The sequence below is a fragment of the Cupriavidus sp. KK10 genome, from assembly GCF_018223725.1.
In the GTDB taxonomy this organism is placed as follows: Bacteria; Pseudomonadota; Gammaproteobacteria; order Burkholderiales; family Burkholderiaceae; genus Cupriavidus; species Cupriavidus necator.
This window is the reverse complement of the sequence record NZ_CP073678.1, coordinates 80,251-102,597: the sequence shown is the minus strand read 5'-3', so window position 1 is coordinate 102,597 and position 22,347 is coordinate 80,251. Positions and strand designations below refer to the sequence as shown.

The window sequence follows — 22,347 nt, the reverse complement described above, 5'->3', positions numbered from 1 at the left end:
GCTTCGAGCAGGGCTCACGTGCCGAGCACATCTCGTGGCACACGCGCTGCCGCCGCGCAACCGGCACACGCAAGGAGGAAGGACACCATGAGCAATCCGGCCAGACAGCTTTCCCAGAGCCACGACATGACGGCGAAGGTTGCGCAGATGCCGCAGACTCGCGCGGGACTAGCGCTCACACAATTCAGAGCGCGTGCAACAGGCATGTGTGCCCAGCGCTGGGCGATCTCCGACCTCAATCCCGCCTGACCCCCGCAATTCCGAATGAGGCTGCGCAGCAGGGTTTCGACTTGGCGATCGGATGCCACCAGGATGTGCATGGTGCCGCGTCGCTCGGGAGTGAACTGATGCGTTTTCGATACAAATGGTGCCGGGGCGAACCGTTTGCCGGCACCCCGGAAAGGAAGACCTGATGAGCAATACAGCCAGACAACTCTCCCAGAGCCACGACATCTCCGCGAAGGTCGCGCAGGTACTGCAGACGCGCACGAAGCTTGCGGTGGAGCGCTTCGGCGAGCGGGTACAGAAGGCCTGTGCGGGGCAACCCGCCGGGCTGATGGCGAGCCCCATGATGCCGTGGCAGATGTGGGCGGGCGGTGCGCAATACGCGGTGGACTTCGGCCAGCGCTCCATCCTACTCTGGGACACGCTGCGCCAGCGCGGCAACAACTTCATCGAGCACGAGCAGCAAGGCTTGCCGCCGGTGCTGCACTTCGACTACGAGACGATCATGGACGGGCGTTCGCTGGAGCGTCCGGTCAACTACGCACTGGTGCGCATCGTTCCGCCCGAGGGCACGACGATCGATCCCAGGCGCCGCCCCTACGTGATCATCGACCCGCGTGGCGGCCACGGACCGGGCATAGGCGGATTCAAAGACGATTCCCAGGTCGGCGTGGCATTGCGCGCAGGCCATCCGGTGTACTTCGTGATGTTCTTCCCCAATCCCGAACCGGGACAGACGCTGCTGGACGTGTGCAATGCCGAGCGCGAGTTCGTGCACCGCGTGCGCTCGCTGCACCCCGACGCCGAGAAGCCCGCGATCATCGGCAACTGTCAGGCCGGCTGGGCGGCGATGATGCTGGCCGCTTCCGACCCCGACGACATCGGCCCGGTGGTGATCGTCGGCGCGCCGATGTCCTACTGGGGCGGCGCCTGGCGCGAGGGCGAGGGCGACAATCCGATGCGCTATGCAGGGGGACTGCTCGGCGGCACCTGGCTCGCCTCCCTCACCTCCGACCTCGGCGCCGGGAAATTCGACGGCGCCTGGCTGGTGCAGAACTTCGAGAACCTCAACCCTGCGAACACCTTCTGGGACAAGTACTACCGGGTGTTTGCCAACGTCGACACCGAGCCGGCACGCTTCCTCGAGTTCGAACGCTGGTGGGGCGGCTATTACATCTTGAACGGCGAGGAGATCGAATGGATCACGCAGAACCTCTTCGTCGGCAACAAGCTGTGGTCTGGCACGGTGAAAGCCGGCCCGCGCGGCGCGCTCGACCTGCGCGAGATCAGGTCGCCCATCGTGCTGTTCGCCTCGCTGGGAGACAACATCACGCCGCCGCAACAGGCCTTCAACTGGGTCGCCGACGTCTATGGCAGCACGGACGAGATCAAGGCCAACGGGCAGGTGATCGTCGGTCTGATGCACGAGGAAGTCGGCCACCTCGGCATCTTCGTTTCCGGCCAGGTGGCGAGGAAGGAATACACCCAGATCGTCTCGGTTCTGAAGTCCATCGAGGCGCTGCCGCCCGGCCTGTACGGAATGCGGATCGCGGAGCAGAAGGACGCCGGCGGCAAGTCGGCGTACGAGGTGAGCTTCGAGGAACTGCGCCTGGAGGACGTCGCCGCTCGCCTGAATCGTTTCAAGCGCGCCGATGAACGGCCCTTCGAGGCGGTGAGCGTCGTCTCGGAATTCAACCAGCACGCGTACGAGCTCTTCGGGCGGCCATGGGTCAAGGCGCTGGCAAACGAGTACACCGCCAAGCTGGGGCGCATCTTCCACCCGATGCGCCTGCAACGCTGGGCGATCTCCGACCTCAACCCCTGGCTGTGGTGGCTGGGGCCGGCCGCCCAGGCCGTGAAGGCCCAGCGCCAGGCGCCGGGGGCCGAGCATCCGGCGCGAGGGATCGAGGAGGTGGTGTCCGAGCTGACCAGCGCGTCGCTCGAATGCCACCGCGCCCTGCGCGATGCGCTGAGCGAGGCTGCCTTCTTCCTGATCTACGGCAACCTGTTCGCCTTCTACCTCGCCGACGGGCGAGAGGGCGAAACGGAGGCGCAGCAAGCGGCCCCGCGCGAGCTCGCCTTCGTCAAGGAAGCGCTGGCTTCGATCGGGAGCGGCGGCTACGCGGAAGCACTCGCGCGGGTCGCCGTCCTGCTGGCGCGCAAGGGCGAGCCGCTCCCGCTCTCCCGCGTGCAGCTCGCGCAGGAGTTGATCGAAGACTATCGCGAGCTGCTGCCGGATCTGCCGCGCGACCAAGTGCGGCGCATCGGCGGCGAGCAGGCAATCATCGCGCGCTACGAGCCGGAAGAAGCAATCGAGACGCTGCCGCTACTGCTGGCCGAGCATGAGGACCGGGATCGGCTGCTCACGCTGCTGGAGCGCGTGCTCGCCGACGAGCGGGTGCAGGGCATCCAGCCCACGGCCGCGCAGAGGGCGATGCTCGCGCGCATCCGCGGCGTGCTCGGCGAGGCGGGCGGCAGCGGGGCCCTGCGCGCGGTTGGTCGGTGACGGAGCGGTAATCGAGCGAAATGCCGGAAGGGTAGACGTCTATGCGAATCGTGATTCAAAACCTGCCCCACGACGTGTCGGAAGACGGAGTCCGTGAGGCCCTGAGTGCATACGCACCGGTCAAGAAAATCACACTCATCGTGGAGGGCGAGATGCCGACCGCGGTCATCGAGATGGAGATGACGCGCGCGGAGGCCACGGCGCTGGCCCTGAGAATCAGCGGTCATATCTATCACGGCCAGCGCCTGCAAGCCTGGGTGCCGCGGTGGAACGGGTAGCGGCGGCACTCTCGAACGGGCCCGGCGTTCAGCGGTGCCCACCGCTGAACGCCGGGTGACGAAACCATGGATTGCTGATGCTGGTGGCCGAGCGCGATCAAATCGCTGTCACCGATCTGGCGCTAAACGCTTACCAACAGGCATTGGAGCCCAAGCGACTGGTCTTGTTGAAGGGCGGGCATTTCGACCCATACCTGTCAGGGCTGGCAACCGCTTCGCGGGAGGCGGCGTCAACATCATGGCGTAGCGCGCCCCGGCAGCAACTGAGGAGAGTGAATCATGTCCTTGCTATTACTGGAGAATATCGAGAGCGGCACGACCGATGACGAGATCAAGGCATTCCTGGTCAAGTACAGCCTCCCACCGTTCGACGAAATCGAGCATGTTCCGGGGGACGGGTCACGGCTAGCCGTGACGCTGACCTTCCATTCCCTCGATCCGGATGCCTTGCGCAAGCTTCAGCCGCGCATCCACAACATGTTCTGGAAAGGCCACAACCTCAGCGCGCTGGTCATGGCGGAGCGCTATAGCTGACCTCGCAGAGCAGGGCGACGCGTGTGAAGGGAGCAGTTGCATGAGTATTCTGAACTGGCTGCGGCGGCGTGAGGCCGGGGCGCACCCGCATGACGAGCAAGAGATAGCCGGGTTGACGGAGCGCGTGCTCGGGTTCAGCCCGCGTCTGCGGCTGGTGCCGCGCTACCAGCAACGGCTCGGCCCCGCGGTCGGCATGGCGCTCGATTATGTGCGGGACCTCGTAGCCGGCTTGCCGGCGCCGCGGGAAGCCAGCGCGGCGACGTGGGGAACCGATCCCTATATTCATGCTTTTTTTGGCACGGCGCATGACGTGGAGCTCGCCTTCAGCCGCTCATCGGACCTACGCGAGTTTTTCGATGCGTCCACTGGCGCGGACCAGGCCTACGCCGTGCTGGGTATGACGATGACGGAGCGCCGTACCCTGGGCATTGCCCTCGAAGGGGATGTGATGCGTGCCGAGGTGCCACAGACCAGGGTCTGCTTCAGTGACCATGAGGTCCGGATTTGCGCCTCGACCGATGCGACGCTGCGCGAGGAGATCGTCCGGCGAATGCTGGATCAGATGGCCCTTCAGAGCCTTGCCAATATTGCTGCCGACACATCGCGGCGCGATGTGCTGGAGCGGGAGCATGGTCTGCTGAAGGCGCGCTTGCGCCTGCTGGAACGGCAGAGCACCGGTTTGCGTTCGGTGATGGGCGGCGACGAGCAAGCGGACGCCGGGGAACGGGCCCGGCTGCGCGAGCAGATCGAACAGAACGACAGGGAACTGCGCGAACTGGGCGACAAGTCCGGCGCGCTTGACCGCCAGTTGGAAGGCATGGCGGCGGTGTTCAAGGATGCAAGGTCGTGCTTCTCCATTGAAAGCCAGCGCAGGCGGCTAAGCCTGATGAATTTGCTTTTGCCGGAAGGCAGCACCGTGCCCGGGCATGAACTGGAGTTGCTGACGGCGCGTGTTCCCGGCGATCCGCCGCTGGTCCGGACGTTCGCGCTGGTGCGCTTCGCACGCGCAGCGATGTTGTCGCGCATGAGCTTGCTCGACGAGGCCGAGCGCTTGCTGTAGCGGGGAGCGGGAGAAGGGGGGTGTCTCTGGTGTGTTAAAGCAGCGAAGAATGCAAAGCAAGACATTCCTGATGACGGTTGGGCTCGCGGTGATAGCGAGTTCGGCGCTGGCGCAGGGCGACGGCGCGCGTGCGCCGAGCCGGTGCTCGGTGGCCGGCCACCAACATGGCGTCGGTTCTTACCTCTATCGCCAAGGCGAAAGCTCGGTGTCATCTGGCCGCCGATGCACCGTTGCGCTCCTGCTATAAGGCCGGCCTGGATGGCTTTTGGCTGCACCGCTGCCTCAGCCACGCACGGATTCTAGCGCGTGTACTCTGGCTGAAGCCTGCTTGAAATCTGGCACCGGGCGTCAGATCGGCCAGTTCCTGCCATCCGAGAGCGTTAGTAACAGGTCACGCAGATCACCCGTCACCCCCCCCACCTGCGGTCGTTCGCGACCTTCCAAACATGCCTGGGAACGAATTCGAATCATTTGCGGAAATCCTGCCATTCCTGCGCAGGTTTCCATGCCGGTGCATAACGCTCAACGATAGACGTCTACCCCGGGTGAGGGGCCGCCGCATGGCCTTGGCCGCCCGAGCTTCACAGCGCCAGTCTCATGATCTGCGTCAAGGTTTTGGGCTACAGAATGAGTAACGTGATTTCAGGCTGACAGATAACCGCGGTCGCAGTCCCAGCCGCAATCGTCTGCATAAGAGACCTGGCGTGGTGGACCGGCTGGCGTTGGGTCTGCGCCGCGAACCCGAATCACGCCGGCCTTCCATTACACCAGTCGCAAGACCAACTTTGCCGGATCCGCTCGCGATGCTGCCATCATCTACCATTTCTCAGACGCCGAGGTTGCCACCCCGCCCTGGTGAAGTGGCGGGTCGCGGCACGGCGGTCACGTTGGCCGTGTCGCTGGCGGTTGTTCTGGCTGGTTGCGCAACACTGGTGATGCAACCGTCGATCGAGGTTCCCGGCAGGTTCGCGGCCACGTCGGCATCTGTGGAGGAGCCCGAGGCCGCCTGGTGGGATAGCTATGGCGATCCGGTGCTGTCTGATCTGGTCCGTCACGCGGCGCACGAAAACCGGGACATCCGGATCGCGGCGGAACGCGTGCGCGCCGCGCGAGCCGGAGAAACGATCAGCCGGTCGTGGCTCTTGCCGACCGTGATCGTTGGCGCCAACGGCTTCAATCACACGACGACTTACGATACTGCCCTGAAAAACTTCGTGCCCGAAGCGGCGAATACGCGGGCGGGACAGGTCGGTATCGGTGCCTCGTGGGAAGTCGACCTGTTCGGCCGCCTGCGGGCAGGTGCGAAGGCGGCTGAAGCCGATGCGGTCGCAGTCGAGAATACCGCGCGCGGCGTGCGCCTTCTCGTGTTGACCGATGTTGCAACGAACTACTTTACGCTCGTCGGGGCGTTGCGCCAGCTGGAGACCGTGCGCGCGATATCGGCTGCGCAAGACGAGACGCTGCGCCTCGTGACCGCCCGTGAACGCGTCGGGCTCGCGACTCCGTTCGACGTCGAGCGCGTGAAAACGGAAGCATCCAAGACGCACGCGGCGATACCGCCGCTCGAGACGCTTGCCGCGATCTCGCGCCATCACATTGCGGTGCTCGTGGGGGATCAGGCCTTCAACGCCGCGAGCATCACGCCATCGGGCGTCGAAGCCATCGTTCCGCCCGCGCATCCGGGGCAACCGGCCGCCCTGTTGCAGCGCAGACCGGATCTGCTCGTCGCAAGCGCGCAACTCGACGCGGCCAACGCGCGCAGGCAACAGGCGATGGCGGAATGGTTTCCGCGGCTCATTCTCGGCGCAGTATTCGGCCGTGAGTCGATTGATCTCAACGGGATTGCGCTCGGTCCGGCGCGCTTCAGCAACGTAGCGGGCCTCATCGCAATGCCAATCTTCAATGCGGGACGGACGCGCTCGATCAACGACATCGCCGAAAGCGGTCAGAAGGAAGCGGTGCTCCACTATGAGGACGCGATCGTGCGAGCGCTGGAAGACGTCGAGAACGCGCTGGTCGCGCTCGACGACGAGCGCCAACGGGCGCAACTGCTGCACGACGCCGCGTCGACGGCGGAAGCGGCGCTGGGCCGCGCGCAATCCCTCTACGACCGCGGCCAGATCGATCTGCTGCCGCTGCTGGATGCTCAGCGGACGCGGTTGGCCGTCCGTGCGATCGCCAACGACAGCAGCACGCAATTGCTGCTCGCCAGCGTCCAACTCTACAAGGCGCTCGGTGGAGGCTGGGAGGTTTTCGAGACCGCTGACGCGCCTGACGGCACGTCGGTTTCCGGCAATTCATCAAGTGTGGATCGACACAAGGAACCATCGTGAAAACCTCTCTACGCGCGCTGTTCGCGGTGTTGCCGAGTGCCGCGATGGTACTCGCATGCGGATCGAAGCCCGCCCCCGAGGCGCTTCGCGCGGTCCGCACTGCCGAGATCCGCTACGACAAGAGCGCGGTGACGGACCGTTACGTCGGCACCGTGCAGTCACGTCATGAAGTCAATGAGGCGTTCCGTGTCAGCGGCAAGGTCGTCAAGCGCAAGGTCGACGTCGGTCAGAAGGTTAGCGAGGGCGATGTACTGGCCGTGCTCGACGATACCGACTATCGGCTCGCCGAGGAAGCGGCGCGGCAGCAGCTCACCGCGGCCGTGTCGCAGGCGCGGCTCGCCGAGTCCGATCGGCAGCGGCTCAATTTGCTCAAAACCGACGGCTCCGTCAGCGTCTCCGACGACGAAAAGGCACAGACCGGTGCGCAGACAACCTCCGCGACGGCCGAAGCCGAGCGGAAGAAACTCGAGCTCGCACGCAACCGGCTGAAGTACACGGTGCTGCGTGCGTCGCGGAGTGGCGTCATCACCGCCGTGCGTTTCGAGGTGGGAGCAGTTGTCGCCGAAGGACAGACGATGGTATCGATCGCCAACGAGGGCGAGCCAGAAATAGTCGCCGATCTGCCGGAAGATCGCCTCGCAACGTTCAGGGCGGCGCGATACGAGGCGCGGCTCGCTAGCACGCCCGAGCAAAGCTTCGAGGTCGAGTTGCGCGAACTCTCGCCGCAGGCGGCGGCGCAAACTCGGACCTACCGCGCCCGCCTGAAGCCTACGGTACCCCGGCTGCTGCCGCTCGGCGCGACCGCTACGCTGCTGGTCGAACGATCATCCGGCGAAGCGTCAGCAGCAGTGATCCCTGCCTCGGCGCTCACGCAGAACAAGGGCCAGCCCGCTGTCTGGGCGGTTCGTCGTGAGGGTTCCCAGCCGGTGGGCAGGGTCGATCTGATCCGCGTCTCGGTGCACGGCTATCGCAATGACGATGTGCTCGTTTCCGGACCGCCCGCTGGCGAGCTAGTCGTTACTGCGGGAGTGCAGAAGATGGCCCCGGGCCTGAAGGTCGCGCTTGCAGGCGCGGCGGGCGCCTCGCAAACCGGGAAAGCTGTGCCATGAAGCCGTTCAATCTCACCGAATGGGCGTTGAGCCACCGCGCCATCGTGCTGTTCCTGATCCTCCTGGTCGGCATTGGCGGTTCGCTCAGCTTCGCAAAGCTCGGCCAGCTCGAGGATCCGAACTTCTCGGTACCGTCGATGACGGCGCTTGTGATCTGGCCCGGCGCCACTGCGCAACAGGTCCAGGACGAGGTGCTCAACCGCATGGAGAAGAAGTTCGAACAGCTCGATCATTTCGAGAAAGTCGTGACCTATGCGCGCCAAGGCTACGGCGGCATGACGATCACCGTGAAGGGCGGCACGTCCCATGCAGACCAGCGCGAGGCCTGGTACCAGGCGCGCAAGAAGTTCACCGACATCAAGCTCGAGCTCCCTGACGGCGTCATCGGCCCGATCTTCAACGACGAATACGGCGACGTGACCGGCCTGCTCTATGCCGTCAAAGGAGACGGCATCAGTCAGTGGGAGCTATCCGACGTATCGGAAAATATCAAGCGGCAGCTGCTCAAGGTGCCGATGGTGAAAAAGATCGACATCTATGGCAAGCAGGCCAAGAAGATTTACGTCGAATTCTCGAACGAGCGGCTCGCCGCGCTCGGGATTACGCCGCTACAGATCGCTGAAAGCCTCAGAAGCCAAAACAGCGTATTGGCCAGCGGACAGATCGACACGCACGGCGATCGCGTGCTCGTGCGCGTGAGCGGCCAGTTCCATAACCTGGACGAGATCCGCAGCGTGCCGATCGCCGCCGGCGGGCGGCTGCTCAAGCTCGGCGACTTCACATCGATCACACGAGGATACGAAGATCCTCCGATTTATACGGTACGCCATAACGGGCAGCAGGTGCTGATGCTCGGCATCACGATGACCGACGACGGCAACATTGTCGACCTCGGCAAGGCGATCGAGCAGGCAGTCGCAAAAGTGCAGCTCGAGCTGCCCTATGGCGTTGAACTCGAGCGGGTGGCCGATCAGCCGACCGTCGTCAGCGAATCGATCTGGGAGTTCGAGCGCTCGCTGCTGGAAGCGCTGACCATCGTTCTCGCTGTCTGCCTCATCAGTCTCGGCTGGCGCACGGGAATCGTGGTCGGGATTTCAGTGCCGATCGTGCTCGGCGTCGTCGCCCTGGTCATGCGTGCAATGGGCTGGAATCTCGAGCGCGTCTCGCTCGGGTCCCTGATCATTGCCCTCGGTCTGCTGGTGGATGACGGCATTATCGCGGTCGAGATGATGGTTGTGAAAATGGAGGAAGGGTGGGACCGCGTGAAGGCGGCCGCCTACTCGTACATGGCGACTGCGATGCCGCGGCTGACTGGCGCGCTCATTACGGCTGCCGCCTTCATGCCGATCGGTTTCTCCCAGTCGACCACCGGCGAGTACGCGGGCGGCATCTTCTGGATCGTCGGCACCGCGGTGCTGTTCTCGTGGGTTGTGTCCGGGATCATCACGCCGTATCTGGCCGTCAACATGCTGCCGAAGGACCTCGGAACGAAGCACCATGGCGGCGACCCGTATGACACGCCTTTCTACCGCAAGCTGCGAACATGGATCGACCTGGCTCTCGTGCGACGCTGGTGGGTCATCGGGGCGACGTTGACCGCGCTCGCCGCTGCGGTTGCCGCGAGCAGGTTCGTACCACAGCAGTTCTTCCCGAGCAGCGCGCGACCCGAGCTGATCGTCGAGCTGCGACTGAAGGAAGGCGCGTCGTTCGCCGCGACCACCGAGCAGGTGAAGAAAATGGAGGCGGTGCTCAAGAAGGACCAGGACGTGCGTTTCTTCACGGCCTACACGGGGGCGGGGCAGCCACGCTTCTATCTCGCCCTCAATCCCGAACTGCCGAACCCGGGCTACGCTGTCTTCGTCGTGATGACGAAAGACACGAAGGCTCGTGAGCGCGTGCGCTCGCGCCTGATGGAAAGCGTCAACGAGCAATTCCCGCAAGTGTGGGTTCGAGTCACCCGCCTCGAACTCGGTCCTCCGGTAGGGTTCCCGATACAGTTCCGCGTCGTCGGCTCGGACACACAGAAGGTTCGCGAAATCGCCCGCGAGGTCGAAAGAGTGGTGGCGTCGAGCCTCAAAGTGCGCGACGTCCAGCTCGACTGGAACGACCCGGTTCGCACGCTAAAGTTCGACCTCGACCAGGACAAGGCGCGCGCGCTCGGGCTGGCTCCGGCCGACGTCACCTTCGTGACCCAAACATTCACGAACGGCGCGACGCTGTCCCACTTGCGCGAGGGGGAGGATCTGATTGAAATAGTCGCCCGTGCGGTGCCTTCCGAGCGGCTCGATCTCGGCGCCCTGAAGGACGTGAGCCTTTATACCCGCGAGGTAACGGTGGTGCCGCTGTCGCAGGTCGCGCGCGTGCGGTACGAAGTTGAAGAGCCGGTGCTCTGGCGCCGCAACCGCGACATGGCGATCACCGTGCGCGCGGACGTCAAGGATGGTGAGCAGGGCGTGTCAGTGACCCAGGAAATCCGGCCGCTCCTGAAGGACATCGAGGCGAAGCTGCCCTTCGGTTACCGCATCGACGTCGGCGGCGCGGTCGAGGAAAGCGACAAGGCCAATCGCGCGCTGATGGCGGTATTTCCCGTGATGCTGGTCACCATCCTGACGATCCTGATGTTGCAGCTTCAGAGCTTCTCGCGCATGACGATGGTCTTCCTCACCGCCCCGCTGGGGCTCATCGGCGTGGTCGCGGCGCTGCTCATTTTCCAGGCGCCGCTGGGGTTCGTCGCCATTCTTGGCGTCACCGCCTTGAGCGGGATGATCATGCGAAACTCAGTGATTCTTGTCGACCAGGTGCAGGCGGAAATCGCGCAAGGGCGGGACACCTGGACGGCGGTCGTCGATGCCGCCGTGCATCGCACGCGTCCGGTGGCGCTGACTGCGGCGGCCACGGTCCTCGCCATGATTCCGCTGACCCGAAGCATTTTTTGGGCGCCTATGGCCATCGCCATCATGGGCGGCCTTACCGTTGCGACCTTGCTGACCATTTTCTTCATGCCGGCTCTGTATGCGGCGTGGTTCAACGTTCGACGCACGACCGAATCGCAAGCGCGAAATTCGTCGCCCTCCAACCCTTCCTGAACGGTGGTCGCGCGAACGGAAGACACGATGCCCAAATCGCGCGCGCCGCTGTCGAGACGGTCAAGTCCCCTCTGCTGCGGCTGCGGCATTGCGGTCTGAAATGCTGAACGAGCAGCCGGCCGGCTTGCTCGACGCACAGCTACCCGAGTGGCCCCTGGCGATCGAGTGATCGCCGCGCCTGCCATGCCGCCACCACGCGATCGAGGTTGAAGTACATCCGGCCGCGCCCGAGGGCGTCGCCGAGCGGCGAACGCTGCACCATCGCCAGTACGCCCGGGTTGAGACCAACGAGCCAGAGCTCGATATCCTGCTTGCGCAGTTCCTTTTCCGCTTCCGTCAGCATCTTCAGCGCCGTGTACTCGAGATCGGACACGGCGCGCAAATGGAGCGCGACGATTTGCGGCTGATATTGGTGGATCAGCGTGCGAATCTTATGCCCGACGCGTTCGGCGTTCGCAAAGAATATTGGACCCTCCGGCCGCAACAACAGGAGGCCGGCAAAAGCTTCGTCGTCGGGGTGCTCAGCGGACACAGGGCGGAACACGTTCGTACCCGGCTTGCGGCGCAAGACATGCACCGGTGGATCGGATGTATGGTAAGCAAGCGCCAGAAGTGAGACGACAATGGCGGTCAGTATGCCCGGCAACGTTCCAAACAGCACAACGCCGAAGACCGCAATCACGGCCCAGAGAAACTCCGTGCGCCGCACAGCGGCAATCGCGCGAAATTCCGATGGCTCGATCAGGCCGATCGAATAGACGATGACAACTGCCGCCATTGTGGCTTGCGGCATGAGTCCAATGAAAGGCCCAAGGAGCAGCATCGTGCCTAGCGTGACGGCAGCTGTGACCAGCTCGGAAAGCTGGCTGCGGGCACCGACGAGCCGGTTGACGGCTGTCTGCGTCGTTCCTCCGCCGGCCGGCATCGAGCCCAACAGCGCGCCGCCCGCATTAGCCAGCCCGATCGCCAGCAACTCCCGGCTGGCATTTGGCACGGGTTCCCCGCGCTCAACGAACGCTCGCCCCGATGCGACGGTTTCGGTAAAGCTCATCAAAGCAATGCCCGCAGCAGCCGGCCCGAGCGATGCGAGAAGAGAAAGGTTCGGGATGGCGACGGAAGGCAAGCCTGGCGGCACATGGCCGACAATGTCGACCCCGTGAGATTGCAGGTGGAGCAGGCTTACGGCGCCGATCCCGCCCGCCACCGCTAACAGCGGGGCGGGAGCTCGTGGAAAGAAATGTTCGATTGCCACCAGAACACCTGCTGTCATCACTCCCACAGCGACCGTCGCTGCGCTTGTATGTGGAATACCCGTGACGATCGCCAGCATGTTGTGGAAAAACGACCCTTTTGGGAAGTGAATGCCGAGTAGCTTCGGCAACTGATCCAGCACGATAACAACGGCGAGACCAGCCTTGAACCCTGTCAACACTGGATCGGAGATGAAGCTGGCAACGAAGCCCAACCGCAGGAGCCCTGCGAGCGTGAGGATGGCACCGACCATCAATGTCAACGTTGCAGAGGCGCTTAGCAGGTCTGCCGGGCCCGCGCCCGGGACCGCCCGGGCCAGTGCCGCTGCGGTGAGGATCGCGATCGTTGCGGTGGTGCTCACGCTGAGCGGACGCGATGTGCCGAGGAAGGCGTAGATCACCATCGGGACGAAGGCCGTGTAAAGCCCGACTTGCACGGGCAGCCCAGCAACAGTCGCGTAGGCCATGGCTTTCGGAAGGACGACCGCCGCAGCAGAGACACCGGCGACGATATCGGGCTTGATCCACGTCTTCCGATAGTCGCGGATCCATTCGGGCAGCGGAACGCGAAAACCGCCGGTGGAACGTCTTGATGACTCTTGTCCCATGATCGCGCGGATCCCACAGTTGTCCTAAAAGCCACGACTCTAGAAAAGTCGCCTTGTCATACCGGTCTCTAGATTGCGCTGCAATCACCGGGCTTCATTTGCGGGCATCGATCTGCACGACCATGGCGCGCGCGACGATGTCGTTCTGGTCGATCACGGTCGACGCGCCTGCCCTTTGCAGCAACATCCTGCGCAAATTGTTCTCGCCTGATACCACGATCTTGAGGTCCGGATTGAGCGTGTGCGCCACCAGCGTGATTTCCAGATTGCTGTTGGGATCGGAACCCGTCAGGAAGAGCGCATGGGCGGTATCCAGTCTGGCACGTTCGAGTACGTCGTCGAAGGAATTCTGATCGCCGAGCATGACCATGTATCCGAGTCGGGACGCCTTATCGGCCTGCTTCGCGTCGGAATCGAGAACTAGCACGGTCGATCCCGCATCTCGGAGGCGGGCGGCGACCATCTGGCCAACCGCGCCAAACGGGCAAACCGCGACATGGTTGCCCAGCGTTTCCAGCGTGCGTTCCATGACCTTGTTCTCCCAAATAATCATCACGTCGTCGCCCGACAGCATCCCCGTTAGCTGGCGCAACGCGTAGCCCGCGACCACCATCGTGACGCTAATGGCGACCAGCATGAAAACCTTCTGGTCCGCATTGAAGTCCGAGAAGTCGCCAAGTGTCGAGATGAGGTTGATCGCATCCCAAAACGCCGTGAACGTCTTGGTTCTTACCGGTGCATCTGTGTGGTCGAGCAGCGCAATCCCAAGCGTCGATCCCAGCAGCACCAGAAACAACAGCCCGATCGCAAGGTGCGTACGGCGTCGCCATTCCTTGATTCGTAGACCACCCAGCCGTGGTTCCTCGATCCGGTACATTCTGATTTTCCTCTTGCGAGATCGGACCACGTAACCGACGTTCAACAATCCTTATTGCCGCCAGTTGCAATGCGCCTTCAGAACTTCTCGGGCACGTACCTGAAATGGTGATCCGATTCGCGATAGCCTTCTGCTTTCTGTCGTGTGGGCAACGAAACCTTCTTGCGCGGCAAATCCTCGTACGGAATCTTGCTGAGCAGATGGCTGATAACGTTGAGTCGAGTGCGCTTTTTGTTATCCGCGTTTGCGACATACCATGGCGAGTACTCTGTGTCGGTCATGGTGAACATTGCGTCTCGCGCTCGTGAGTAGTCGTACCAGCGGCGATAGGATTCGAGATCCATCGGCGAAAGTTTCCAGATCTTGCGCTCGTCGTGAATCCGGGCTTCCAGCCTGCGCGTCTGCTCTTCAGGGCCGATTTCCAGCCAGTACTTGATGAGGATAAGCCCAGAGTCGATGAAGGCACGCTCCACCATCGGTGTGGCCAACATGAACATCTGCACATCCGCCTCAGTGCAGAACCCCATGACCCGTTCGACACCTGCCCGACTGTACCAACTTCGATCAAACACGACGACTTCGCCGGCAGCCGGCAGGTGATAAAGATAGCGTTGGAAGTACATCTGTGTCTTTTCGCGATCTGTCGGCGCTGGTAGCGCGACGACCCGGAAAACGCGCGGATTCACACGCTCGGTAAGCGCTTTGATCACGCCGCCCTTGCCGGCGCCATCACGCCCTTCGAATACGATACAAATCTTCGCACCGGTCCGCACCACCCATTCCTGTAGCTTGACCAGTTCAATGTGAAGCAAAGCCAACTGCTTCTCGTATGCCTTCTTGCTTGGCTTGTTGCCTGTTTTCGCACCGTTCGCCTTCACCTCGTTCCGGGACCCGGACATTGCATTATCTCCTCGGCAACAGATTCATGGCATCAGCATTCAGGAAGGCGGGTTTCGGCCACCCAGGCGATGCACTCTTGCGGCTGCATCGACCTGAAACTGACGCCTCGTCCCGTTAGCCAAAGACCCTCGAAAGGCATTTGCAGTCCCCTTCGAAAACTGCGTTTCCACCACCGAAGCGTCCGGGCCCAACAAGGCGGAGCCGTTCCAGGTACGGGTCGAGCCATCTCCGCTCCTTCGGGTGGATCGGGGGTGCCATCGCAACGGTCATGCTAAAAGATTGGGCTAACCGGACCCGGCGATATTGACGCAGATCAACCTTGCCCTTCTGAGCCAAGATGTCTGTGCGCGAGAGATGAACCGTCTTCCTGGTCGCCCGAACAGCCTCTGCGCTCGACGAGGTTGATAACCGGCATGATAGGAACCGGTGCCCCCTCTCCGCACCGTGCAAATTGAGTGTTCGAGCTTTGAAATCCTGACGGGAGGCTGGCCGCTAAAAGTCAACCGCCGCGGGTCTTCGCGTTCGTTAGAAGTGAGTTGGCAGATGCGGCGCAAAGGCTCGCCAGATTTGTACAGTCCGTCACCGGTTGTGCTCAGCCGCGACTCTCGGTGATCACTGACGGCGCAAATGGCCTCCAGAAGATCTCTGCAACTAGCGGAGCCGGTTGCGCTCGTCCGCCCCCGCGGCGCGCACCGCTTCGAAGCCTTCAGTCCGAAGCTGAAGCGGCGGCTCACTTTCTACCGACGCTGTGCGTTCGACCAATGGGTCTTGATCGAATCAGATCCGGCGATCGCCCACTCTTGTGAGCGTCCCGGGTTCGTTCAGTTTCGCGGACGGCGGTACCTTGCGGACTTCCTGCTCTCATGCTCCGACCGCCAGGAGTTAGTACTCCTGCCGAATCCAGTTATCGATGAAGAAGCGAAGAAGGGCCTTGAGTTGAGCGCTGATGTGCTCAATGTCCGGCTGGTCGACGCGGCCGAACAGGCAGCATCACGCATGTGGATCGACAACTGGCAGCGCATGCTGCCAAGTATCGTAGCCACGCGAGGTTTCGTGTCGGTGTCACTGCTCGACGCGGTCGAGCGCTTTGTTGCCAGTCCGAAGCCGCTTCTAGCCATCGAGCGCGAGTTCTCGAAGGGTGACCCCGTGCTTGTGCGCGCCGCCATTTTCAGGCTACTTCATACCGGTCGCGTGCAACAGCTTCTGATAAGCCTGGGTTGAGAGTGTCAGTTACGCGGATCACTTGTCCAGTGTCAGCAGCGGCGGCAAATCGCAATTCGCCAGAACCCTTGCTTCGTCGCGCGCAATTCCCAGGGCCACAAGCAGCAATTCCGCCGTATCGGCGCTGATCTCTCGCCAAGTGCGGTGGCCTTCGAGCACCGGCAGCATGGCGGCGATCACCGTTCCGGCCAGCATGACCACGGCCGACGGCAGTTGCTCGCGTGTGATCCGGTAGCGGCCAGCTTCGATGCCTTCACTGAGGTTATGGATAGGGTCGGTCGACCACAGCGTCTGAAGTGAAGCACTACTGAATCCGAAGCGGTTCAGGAAGCGCCCCCAGTGCGGTTCCTCATGGGCGCGTCGAAGGTAATGACGGATGCCGAAGGCCAGGCGCAAGGCGAGGTCGCCCGTGTCCGCGAGGCTTTGGGTGACGCGGATCGTCATCTCGCGCACCAGCTGCGCCGCGACCTGCTCGAACAAGCCCTCGGTGTCGCCCAGGTTCTTGTAGACCGTGCCGCGCGCGACGCCGGCCGCGGCGGCCAGATCGCTGATGCTCACCCGGGTCACATCCATCTCTGCAAACAGCTTCATCGCCGCACTGTGAATGCGCTTCTGGGCCGCGCTGAGGGCGGGTTCGGGGGGCGGGGCGGAGTCGACTCCGCCTTGAACAGATTCGTTCATAAAAGGACAGCTCCAGAAATTCTTGCACGATTATACCCTTGACAACAGTGGACCATATTGCTCTATACTGAACACATATGTTCAATATATAACATGTGTGTTGTATTACGCAATACCCATTCAGCCACCTCAGGAGAGCATCGCATGAGCGTCATCCAAGCCCTCGATCGCAGTACCGAGACCCGCATGCTGCGAGTCGGTAACCGGCAGATCCATCTTGCCGACACGGGTGAAGGCCCGCCGGTGCTGATGCTCCACGGCGGCGGCCCGGGCGCCTCGGGCGTCTCCAATTACGCGCGGAACATCACGGCGCTGGCCGCGCATTTCCGCGTGCTGGTGCCCGACATGCCTGGCTATGGAAAGTCGAGTAAAGGCCTCGACCCGAGCGACATCTGGGGCGACCTGGCCGACACCATGCATGGCCTGCTTGATGCGCTGGGCATCGCACGCACGCACGTGGTCGGCAATTCCGCCGGCGGCGGTTGCGCGCTGCGGATGGCGCTTGATCAGCCCGAGCGGATCGATCGCGTCGTACTGATGGGCCCGGGCGGTGTAGACGTTTCCAAGGCGCCGCCCACCGACGGGCTGAAGCGCCTCCTCACTTACTACACCGGTGACGGGCCCACTTTCGAAAAGCTGAGCCGCTTCATCACCGAAGACCTGGTGTACGACGGCAGCCAAGTCCCCGAATCGGTACTGCGCGAGCGTTACGAGGCCAGCATCGACCCCGAGGTGATCGCCAATCCGCCGCTGCGTGCGCCTGGGGATCCAGCGGTGCTGGCAAAGCTGGACCTGACTCTCGACCCGCGCCTGCCAGCCCTAGCCAATCCGACCCTGGTGCTCTGGGGCGTGGAGGATCGCGTCAATCCGGCAAGCGGCGGCGCGACACTGCAGAAGCTGATGCCCCGTTGCGATCTGTACCTCTTCAGCCGCACCGGCCACTGGGTGCAGTGGGAACGGGCCGACGAATTCAATGCGGCGGTCAGCGCCTTCTTGAAGGCGGATGAGCTTGCCGCCAAGCCGGCTGTCGTCGGAGTCGCAGCATGAAATCGAGCTCGACTCCAATCGCGACCAGCCTGTACGGCCGCATCCGCCTGGGATATGTGCTAGTCGAGTCGTCCCGGCTTGATGAGTGGCAGCGTTTCGCCGGGGAAGGCCTCGGCCTGCACGTCGACGCGCCTCAGGCCGGCGTGCTGGCCATGCGTATCGATGAACACCAGCGGCGGCTCATCGTTCGTCTCGGACCTGCCGAAGATGTGGTGGCCGTTGGCTGGCAGCTTGAAGACGAAGCGGCACTTGAACTCGTCTTGAGCCGCCTGCGCAATGACGGCGTGATCGTGCGGGAGCAGTCCGGCGAAGCGGCGGGCCTGCGCGGCGTCGAGCGCTACTGGTCCTTCGAGGGGCCGAAACACATGGCCTTCGAGCTCTTCACCCGGTCGATCCTCAGCACCGCACCGCTTCAGATGAAGGCCGGCGGCTTCGTCACCGCAGCGGCCGGCATGGGCCACCTCGCGATCTCGACGCGCGAACCCGAGGCCCTGCTCGCCTTCCTACAGCGCACTTTCGACGCCCGGATCTCCGACTTCATCGAGGAACGCGTCAACGGCGTGGTGATGGACATCACCTTCCTGCGTCTCAACGAGCGCCACCACAGCCTCGCGCTTGCCGCGACCCGCGGCAAGCGCATGGATCCGCTGCGCAACCGCATTCACCACCTCAACCTGCAGGTCGCCCGCTTCGATGACGTGGTGACGGCCTACCGCCGGCTGCGCGAGATGGGCTTTGCCATGGCCAACGGCATCGGCCAGCATCCGAACGACCGCGAGCTCTCGTTCTACGTCACGACCCCTTCCGGCTTCGCGGTCGAGTTCGGCTGGGACCCGATCGTCGTCACCGAGGAGGCCGAGGCCGGCTGGCAGGCCTGCACCTACCAAGGCATCAGCCTGTGGGGGCATTTTCCCGAAAGCCTGACGCTCGGCATGAAGTTGGTCCAGATGGCGCGAGCGCTCGGCTCGCTCACCCGCAAGGAATACACGCCAGGGGTTTCATCATGAAGATGGATACCGCAAACCGTTCGTTCGACGACGCGCCCAGTGCGCGCTTGGGCACGCAGGCCGGAGATCGGCAGGGCGATCGCTCCGACTCGGGAGCGGACAGGCTTCGCTCCGAATCGTGGGAGCCCCCCGGCCGTCGGGTCGGGGAGTTTAACTACGACGTCGTTATCGTCGGCCTTGGGCCGACCGGACTCACGCTCGCCCACGTGCTCGGCCAGCGCGGCCACAGTGTGCTGGTGCTGGAGCGCGAGCCGCAGTTCTACGGTAATGCGCGCGCGGTCTACACCGATGGTGAATGCATGCGCATCTTCCAGTCCTTCGGTCTGGCAGAGGAGCTAGCGGCAGGCATGCTGCAGTCGCCGGTCGTGCAGTTCGCCATGCCCGACGGCGACGTGTTCCTGCAGTTGAGCAACCCGAACCGACTTTACGCCTGGGACGCGTCCTACTTCCTCTATCAGCCGCGGCTCGAAACCTCGCTTGGCGACGCGTTGGCACGCTATCCGAACGTCACGGTGCAGCGAGGCCGGGAGCTGACCCGCTTCGAGCAGGACGATGAGGGCGTCACCGTCTTTCACATCACCACGGAGGGCTGCAACTACGGCAAGCCGGCGGCGGCGGAAGTCAAGCTGAAGCCCTCGGCGCACGAATCTGCAGTGCGCGCGCGCTACCTGATCGGTTGCGACGGCGGCCGCAGCCTCGTGCGCACGCAGCTCGGCATCTCCATGCAGGGCAAGAGCTTTCCCGATCCCTGGGTGGTGGTCGACATCAAGGAGAAAGTACGCGGCGACGGCCTGCACCATCTGCCCTATTTCAGCTTCATCTGCGACCCCGCCTGCCCGACAGTGAACTGCGTGCAACCCGATGGGCACCACCGCTTCGAGTTCATGCTGATGCCGGGCCAGAAGCGCGAATACCTCGAAGACATCCATACCGTGCGCAAACTGCTGGCGCGCCATATCGAGGTCGATAAGTTCGAGATCCTGCGCCACCTCGTCTACACCTTCAACGCCCTGATGGCCGAGCGCTGGCGCGAGCGCCGCGTCTTTCTGTCGGGCGATGCGGCGCACATGACGCCTCAGTTCGTCGGCCAGGGCATGAACGCCGGTGTACGCGACGCCTACAACCTGGGTTGGAAGCTCGATGCCGTACTGCGTGGCCGCGCTGGCGATCGCCTGCTCGACAGCTACGAAACCGAACGCCGCCCGCATGCCGCGGCAATGACGCGCGAGGCGGTGCGCGTGAAGAGCATCGTGTCGATGACCAGCCCCCTTGGCGCGCGGCTGCGCAACATCGCGTTCAGGCTGGCGTTGAGGCTGCCCGTGGTGGGCAAGTTCATGCGCGAGGGGAACTTCATTCCCTCGGCCACCTACCGTCGAGGGACTTACCACGGCCTCGCACGGCGCCGGCTGGGCGGGCCGGAAGGACGGCTGATGCCGCAGCCGAAGGTAATCGGTCCCGACGGCAGGACGCACCGCCTCGACGACTTGATCGGCGCCGAGTATGCGCTGATCGGCGCCGGCGTGGATCCCCGCGCTCAACTTAGCGCGGAGGCACTCGCGGCCTGGCAGACGCTTGGCGCCCGCTTCGTCGTGGTCTACCCGTGGGGCCTGAGGCCGCAGGACCCGCGTCAGCGTACGCGACCCGAGGGGCTCATCGAGGTCGAAGACTTCGAATCCACCTGGTTCGCCTGGCTGAAGGCCCAGGGCCACAAGCGCGGCAGCGTCGCGATCCTCCGGCCGGACAAGTACGTGTTTGCGCTAGAACGCGGCGATGGGCTGGCCCGCGCCACGCGGGTTGCGAGCGAACAACTGCAGCGGGACCGAATGGTCGCCGGCGCGTCGCCTCGTCCCGTGAGCGTCGTCACCCGGGAGGCTGCGTGATGGATTACGCCGCCAACCGCGCAGCGGCCGCGCTGCGTGAAGCGCGCCGAAGCGGTACGCCGATCCCACCGATTTCAGCGGGCTTCGCCATCGCCAGTCTGGAGGCCGCCTATGAGGTGGCCGAAATCAACACGCGGATTCGCGTGGCCGAAGGGGGGCGCATCGTCGGCAGGAAGATCGGCCTCACCTCGCGTGCGGTGCAACTGCAACTGGGCGTTGACCAACCCGACTTCGGCATGCTGTTCCAAGACATGGAATTCCAGCATGCCCAGGAAGTGCCGATGCGTCGGTTGATGCAGCCCAAGGCCGAAGCCGAGATCGCCTTCGTCGTCGGCCGTGAGCTCGACGCCGGTGTGCCGAGTTGGGCGGAGTTCCTGCGCTGCATCGCCTATGCGCTGCCCGCCATCGAGATCGTCGACAGCGCAATCGCCGACTGGAAGATCACGCTCGCCGATACCGTGGCCGACAACGCGTCCTGCGGCCTCTACGTACTCGGTGACCAGCCCGTGGCGCTAGGAGCGCTCAACCTGGGCGAGTTGGGCATGCAGATGACGTGCAACGGCGAACTGGCCTCGGTGGGCGGCGGCGCCGCCTGTCTGGGGCACCCGCTGCGCGCCGCGTTCTGGCTGGCGCGCACGATGGCTGCGCGCGGCGCGGGCCTCCAGGCAGGCGAGGTGATTCTCTCGGGCGCTCTCGGCCCGATGGTGCCGGTCGTCGCCGGCGACCATATCCACGCACAGATCGCTGCACTGGGCAGCGTCGCCTGCCGCATAGTTTAGGAGATAAGGGAATGACCCGAAAATTGAAAGCTGCCATCGTCGGCAGCGGCAACATCGGCACGGACTTGATGATCAAGATCCTGCGTCACGGCAGGTATGTCGAGATGGGCGCAATGGTCGGCATCGACCCGGCCTCTGACGGCCTGGCGCGCGCAGGGCGGCTGGGCGTGGCAACCACCCACGAAGGCGTGGAGGGCCTCGCCCGTCTGCCGGTGTTCGCAGATATCGACGTGGTGTTCGACGCCACCAGCGCCGGCGCGCACGTGAAGAACGATGCCTTCCTGCGCGGGCTCAAGCCGGGCATCCGTATGATCGACCTGACCCCGGCGGCGATCGGGCCCTACTGCATTCCGGTGGTGAACGGCGACGCCCACCTGGACGTGCCCAACGTCAACATGGTGACGTGCGGCGGCCAGGCCACCATACCCATGGTAGCGGCCGTGTCGCGCGTGGCGCCGGTGCTGTACGGCGAAATCGTGGCGAGCATCTCCAGTAAGAGCGCCGGGCCCGGCACCCGCGCCAACATCGACGAGTTCACCGAGACGACTTCCAAGGCGATCGAGGTCGTCGGCGGCGCGAAGAAGGGCAAGGCCATCATCGTCCTGAACCCGGCCGAGCCGCCCCTGATCATGCGCGACACGGTCTATTGCCTGAGCGAGTCCGCCGACGAGGACGCCGTCGCGCGCTCCGTCGAGGAAATGGCCGCGGCCGTTCAGCAGTATGTGCCGGGCTATCGCCTCAAGCAGAAGGTGCAGTTCGACCGCATCCCCGCCGCCGCGCCGCTGCTGGTGCCGGGTGTGGGCCGCGTGAGCGGGCTCAAGACCACCGTCTTCCTGGAAGTGGAGGGCGCCGCCCACTACCTGCCTGCCTACGCCGGCAACCTCGACATCATGACCAGCGCCGCGCTGACCACCGCCGAACGCATGGCCGAATCCATGCTGGCCAGAAGAGCCGCCGCCTGACTGA

Annotated in this window: 18 protein-coding genes and 1 pseudogene; 15 read left to right on the top strand and 4 right to left on the bottom strand. The window is 63.8% G+C overall.

Going from position 1 to position 22,347, the window contains the following annotated elements:
• Window positions 1–87: 87 nt before the first annotated feature.
• From KB879_RS31685 to KB879_RS31650, 8 genes are all read left to right on the top strand, one after another.
• Window positions 88–249: a hypothetical protein gene (locus KB879_RS31685; protein WP_211983393.1), complete on the top strand. Its 162-nt coding sequence runs from the start codon at window positions 88–90 to the stop codon at window positions 247–249.
• A gap of 163 nt (window positions 250–412) precedes the next feature.
• A complete protein-coding gene (locus KB879_RS31680; protein ID WP_211983391.1) occupies window positions 413–2,731 on the top strand; it encodes a DUF3141 domain-containing protein in 2,319 nt (772 codons plus the stop codon).
• Between the two features lie 41 nt (window positions 2,732–2,772).
• A complete protein-coding gene (locus KB879_RS31675; RefSeq protein ID WP_211983389.1) occupies window positions 2,773–3,009 on the top strand; it encodes an RNA-binding protein in 237 nt (78 codons plus the stop codon).
• A gap of 279 nt (window positions 3,010–3,288) precedes the next feature.
• A complete protein-coding gene (locus KB879_RS31670; protein WP_211983387.1) occupies window positions 3,289–3,543 on the top strand; it encodes an RNA-binding protein in 255 nt (84 codons plus the stop codon).
• A 40-nt stretch (window positions 3,544–3,583) separates the two neighbouring features.
• Window positions 3,584–4,603: a hypothetical protein gene (locus tag KB879_RS31665; RefSeq protein ID WP_211983385.1), complete on the top strand. Its 1,020-nt coding sequence runs from the start codon at window positions 3,584–3,586 to the stop codon at window positions 4,601–4,603.
• A 935-nt stretch (window positions 4,604–5,538) separates the two neighbouring features.
• Complete coding sequence (locus tag KB879_RS31660) at window positions 5,539–6,936, top strand: efflux transporter outer membrane subunit (RefSeq protein ID WP_371827454.1); 1,398 nt, start codon at window positions 5,539–5,541, stop codon at window positions 6,934–6,936.
• Complete coding sequence (locus KB879_RS31655) at window positions 6,933–8,045, top strand: efflux RND transporter periplasmic adaptor subunit (RefSeq protein WP_211983383.1); 1,113 nt, start codon at window positions 6,933–6,935, stop codon at window positions 8,043–8,045. The genes KB879_RS31660 and KB879_RS31655 overlap by 4 nt, the downstream gene beginning before the upstream one ends.
• The gene (locus KB879_RS31650; protein WP_211983381.1) at window positions 8,042–11,131 is read left to right on the top strand and encodes an efflux RND transporter permease subunit; all 3,090 of its coding nucleotides are present in this window, start codon (window positions 8,042–8,044) and stop codon (window positions 11,129–11,131) included. The genes KB879_RS31655 and KB879_RS31650 overlap by 4 nt, the downstream gene beginning before the upstream one ends.
• Before the next feature lie 139 nt (window positions 11,132–11,270).
• On the opposite strand, the gene KB879_RS31645 is transcribed toward KB879_RS31650, so the two are convergent.
• From KB879_RS31645 to ppk2, 3 genes are all read right to left on the bottom strand, one after another.
• Window positions 11,271–12,989 (bottom strand): SulP family inorganic anion transporter, encoded by a 1,719-nt coding sequence (locus KB879_RS31645; protein ID WP_211983379.1) that lies wholly within the window; start codon window positions 12,987–12,989, stop codon window positions 11,271–11,273.
• A gap of 94 nt (window positions 12,990–13,083) precedes the next feature.
• On the bottom strand, window positions 13,084–13,866 hold the full coding sequence (locus KB879_RS31640) for a potassium channel protein (protein WP_211983378.1): 783 nt from the start codon (window positions 13,864–13,866) through the stop codon (window positions 13,084–13,086).
• Window positions 13,867–13,943: 77 nt separating this feature from the next.
• Entirely contained in the window at window positions 13,944–14,765 is an 822-nt protein-coding gene (gene ppk2 / locus KB879_RS31635) for a polyphosphate kinase 2 (RefSeq protein ID WP_211983377.1), read from the bottom strand.
• Window positions 14,766–15,219: 454 nt separating this feature from the next.
• On the opposite strand from ppk2, the pseudogene KB879_RS39605 reads away from it, so the two are divergent.
• Window positions 15,220–15,413, top strand: a pseudogene (locus tag KB879_RS39605) (ISKra4 family transposase); the annotation flags it as partial.
• 121 nt (window positions 15,414–15,534) lie between these two features.
• On the top strand, window positions 15,535–15,987 hold the full coding sequence (locus tag KB879_RS31630; protein ID WP_249221450.1) for a hypothetical protein: 453 nt from the start codon (window positions 15,535–15,537) through the stop codon (window positions 15,985–15,987).
• An 18-nt stretch (window positions 15,988–16,005) separates the two neighbouring features.
• Here KB879_RS31630 and KB879_RS31625 read toward each other — a convergent pair whose 3' ends face one another.
• Window positions 16,006–16,668: a TetR/AcrR family transcriptional regulator gene (locus KB879_RS31625; protein ID WP_211983375.1), complete on the bottom strand. Its 663-nt coding sequence runs from the start codon at window positions 16,666–16,668 to the stop codon at window positions 16,006–16,008.
• 144 nt (window positions 16,669–16,812) lie between these two features.
• On the opposite strand from KB879_RS31625, the gene KB879_RS31620 reads away from it, so the two are divergent.
• From KB879_RS31620 to KB879_RS31600, 5 genes are read left to right on the top strand one after another with little or no spacing between them, the layout of a single operon-like run.
• Entirely contained in the window at window positions 16,813–17,715 is a 903-nt protein-coding gene (locus KB879_RS31620; RefSeq protein ID WP_249221449.1) for an alpha/beta fold hydrolase, read from the top strand.
• Window positions 17,712–18,722 (top strand): VOC family protein, encoded by a 1,011-nt coding sequence (locus KB879_RS31615; RefSeq protein WP_211983374.1) that lies wholly within the window; start codon window positions 17,712–17,714, stop codon window positions 18,720–18,722. The genes KB879_RS31620 and KB879_RS31615 overlap by 4 nt, the downstream gene beginning before the upstream one ends.
• Window positions 18,719–20,602, top strand: coding sequence for a bifunctional 3-(3-hydroxy-phenyl)propionate/3-hydroxycinnamic acid hydroxylase (locus KB879_RS31610; RefSeq protein WP_249221448.1), 1,884 nt, complete (start codon window positions 18,719–18,721; stop codon window positions 20,600–20,602). Before KB879_RS31615 ends, KB879_RS31610 begins: the two co-directional genes overlap by 4 nt.
• Window positions 20,602–21,381, top strand: coding sequence for a 2-keto-4-pentenoate hydratase (locus KB879_RS31605; RefSeq protein ID WP_211983372.1), 780 nt, complete (start codon window positions 20,602–20,604; stop codon window positions 21,379–21,381). Before KB879_RS31610 ends, KB879_RS31605 begins: the two co-directional genes overlap by 1 nt.
• 11 nt (window positions 21,382–21,392) lie before the next feature.
• Window positions 21,393–22,343 carry an acetaldehyde dehydrogenase (acetylating) gene (locus KB879_RS31600; protein ID WP_211983370.1) on the top strand — a complete coding sequence of 317 codons (951 nt, stop codon included), beginning with the start codon at window positions 21,393–21,395 and terminating at the stop codon, window positions 22,341–22,343.
• Window positions 22,344–22,347 lie beyond the last annotated feature (4 nt).

Bases quoted from the DNA above. Each gene is read 5' to 3' on its own strand.
- KB879_RS31685 (WP_211983393.1), top strand. From the start codon at position 88: ATGAGCAATCCGGCCAGACAGCTTTCCCAGAGCCACGACATGACGGCG.
- KB879_RS31680 (WP_211983391.1), top strand. From the start codon at position 413: ATGAGCAATACAGCCAGACAACTCTCCCAGAGCCACGACATCTCCGCG.
- KB879_RS31675 (WP_211983389.1), top strand. From the start codon at position 2,773: ATGCGAATCGTGATTCAAAACCTGCCCCACGACGTGTCGGAAGACGGA.
- KB879_RS31670 (WP_211983387.1), top strand. From the start codon at position 3,289: ATGTCCTTGCTATTACTGGAGAATATCGAGAGCGGCACGACCGATGAC.
- KB879_RS31665 (WP_211983385.1), top strand. From the start codon at position 3,584: ATGAGTATTCTGAACTGGCTGCGGCGGCGTGAGGCCGGGGCGCACCCG.
- KB879_RS31660 (WP_371827454.1), top strand. From the start codon at position 5,539: ATGCAACCGTCGATCGAGGTTCCCGGCAGGTTCGCGGCCACGTCGGCA.
- KB879_RS31650 (WP_211983381.1), top strand. From the start codon at position 8,042: ATGAAGCCGTTCAATCTCACCGAATGGGCGTTGAGCCACCGCGCCATC.
- KB879_RS31645 (WP_211983379.1), bottom strand. From the start codon at position 12,989: ATGGGACAAGAGTCATCAAGACGTTCCACCGGCGGTTTTCGCGTTCCG.
- KB879_RS31640 (WP_211983378.1), bottom strand. From the start codon at position 13,866: ATGTACCGGATCGAGGAACCACGGCTGGGTGGTCTACGAATCAAGGAA.
- ppk2 (WP_211983377.1), bottom strand. From the start codon at position 14,765: ATGTCCGGGTCCCGGAACGAGGTGAAGGCGAACGGTGCGAAAACAGGC.
- KB879_RS31625 (WP_211983375.1), bottom strand. From the start codon at position 16,668: ATGAACGAATCTGTTCAAGGCGGAGTCGACTCCGCCCCGCCCCCCGAA.
- KB879_RS31620 (WP_249221449.1), top strand. From the start codon at position 16,813: ATGAGCGTCATCCAAGCCCTCGATCGCAGTACCGAGACCCGCATGCTG.
- KB879_RS31615 (WP_211983374.1), top strand. From the start codon at position 17,712: ATGAAATCGAGCTCGACTCCAATCGCGACCAGCCTGTACGGCCGCATC.
- KB879_RS31610 (WP_249221448.1), top strand. From the start codon at position 18,719: ATGAAGATGGATACCGCAAACCGTTCGTTCGACGACGCGCCCAGTGCG.
- KB879_RS31605 (WP_211983372.1), top strand. From the start codon at position 20,602: ATGGATTACGCCGCCAACCGCGCAGCGGCCGCGCTGCGTGAAGCGCGC.
- KB879_RS31600 (WP_211983370.1), top strand. From the start codon at position 21,393: ATGACCCGAAAATTGAAAGCTGCCATCGTCGGCAGCGGCAACATCGGC.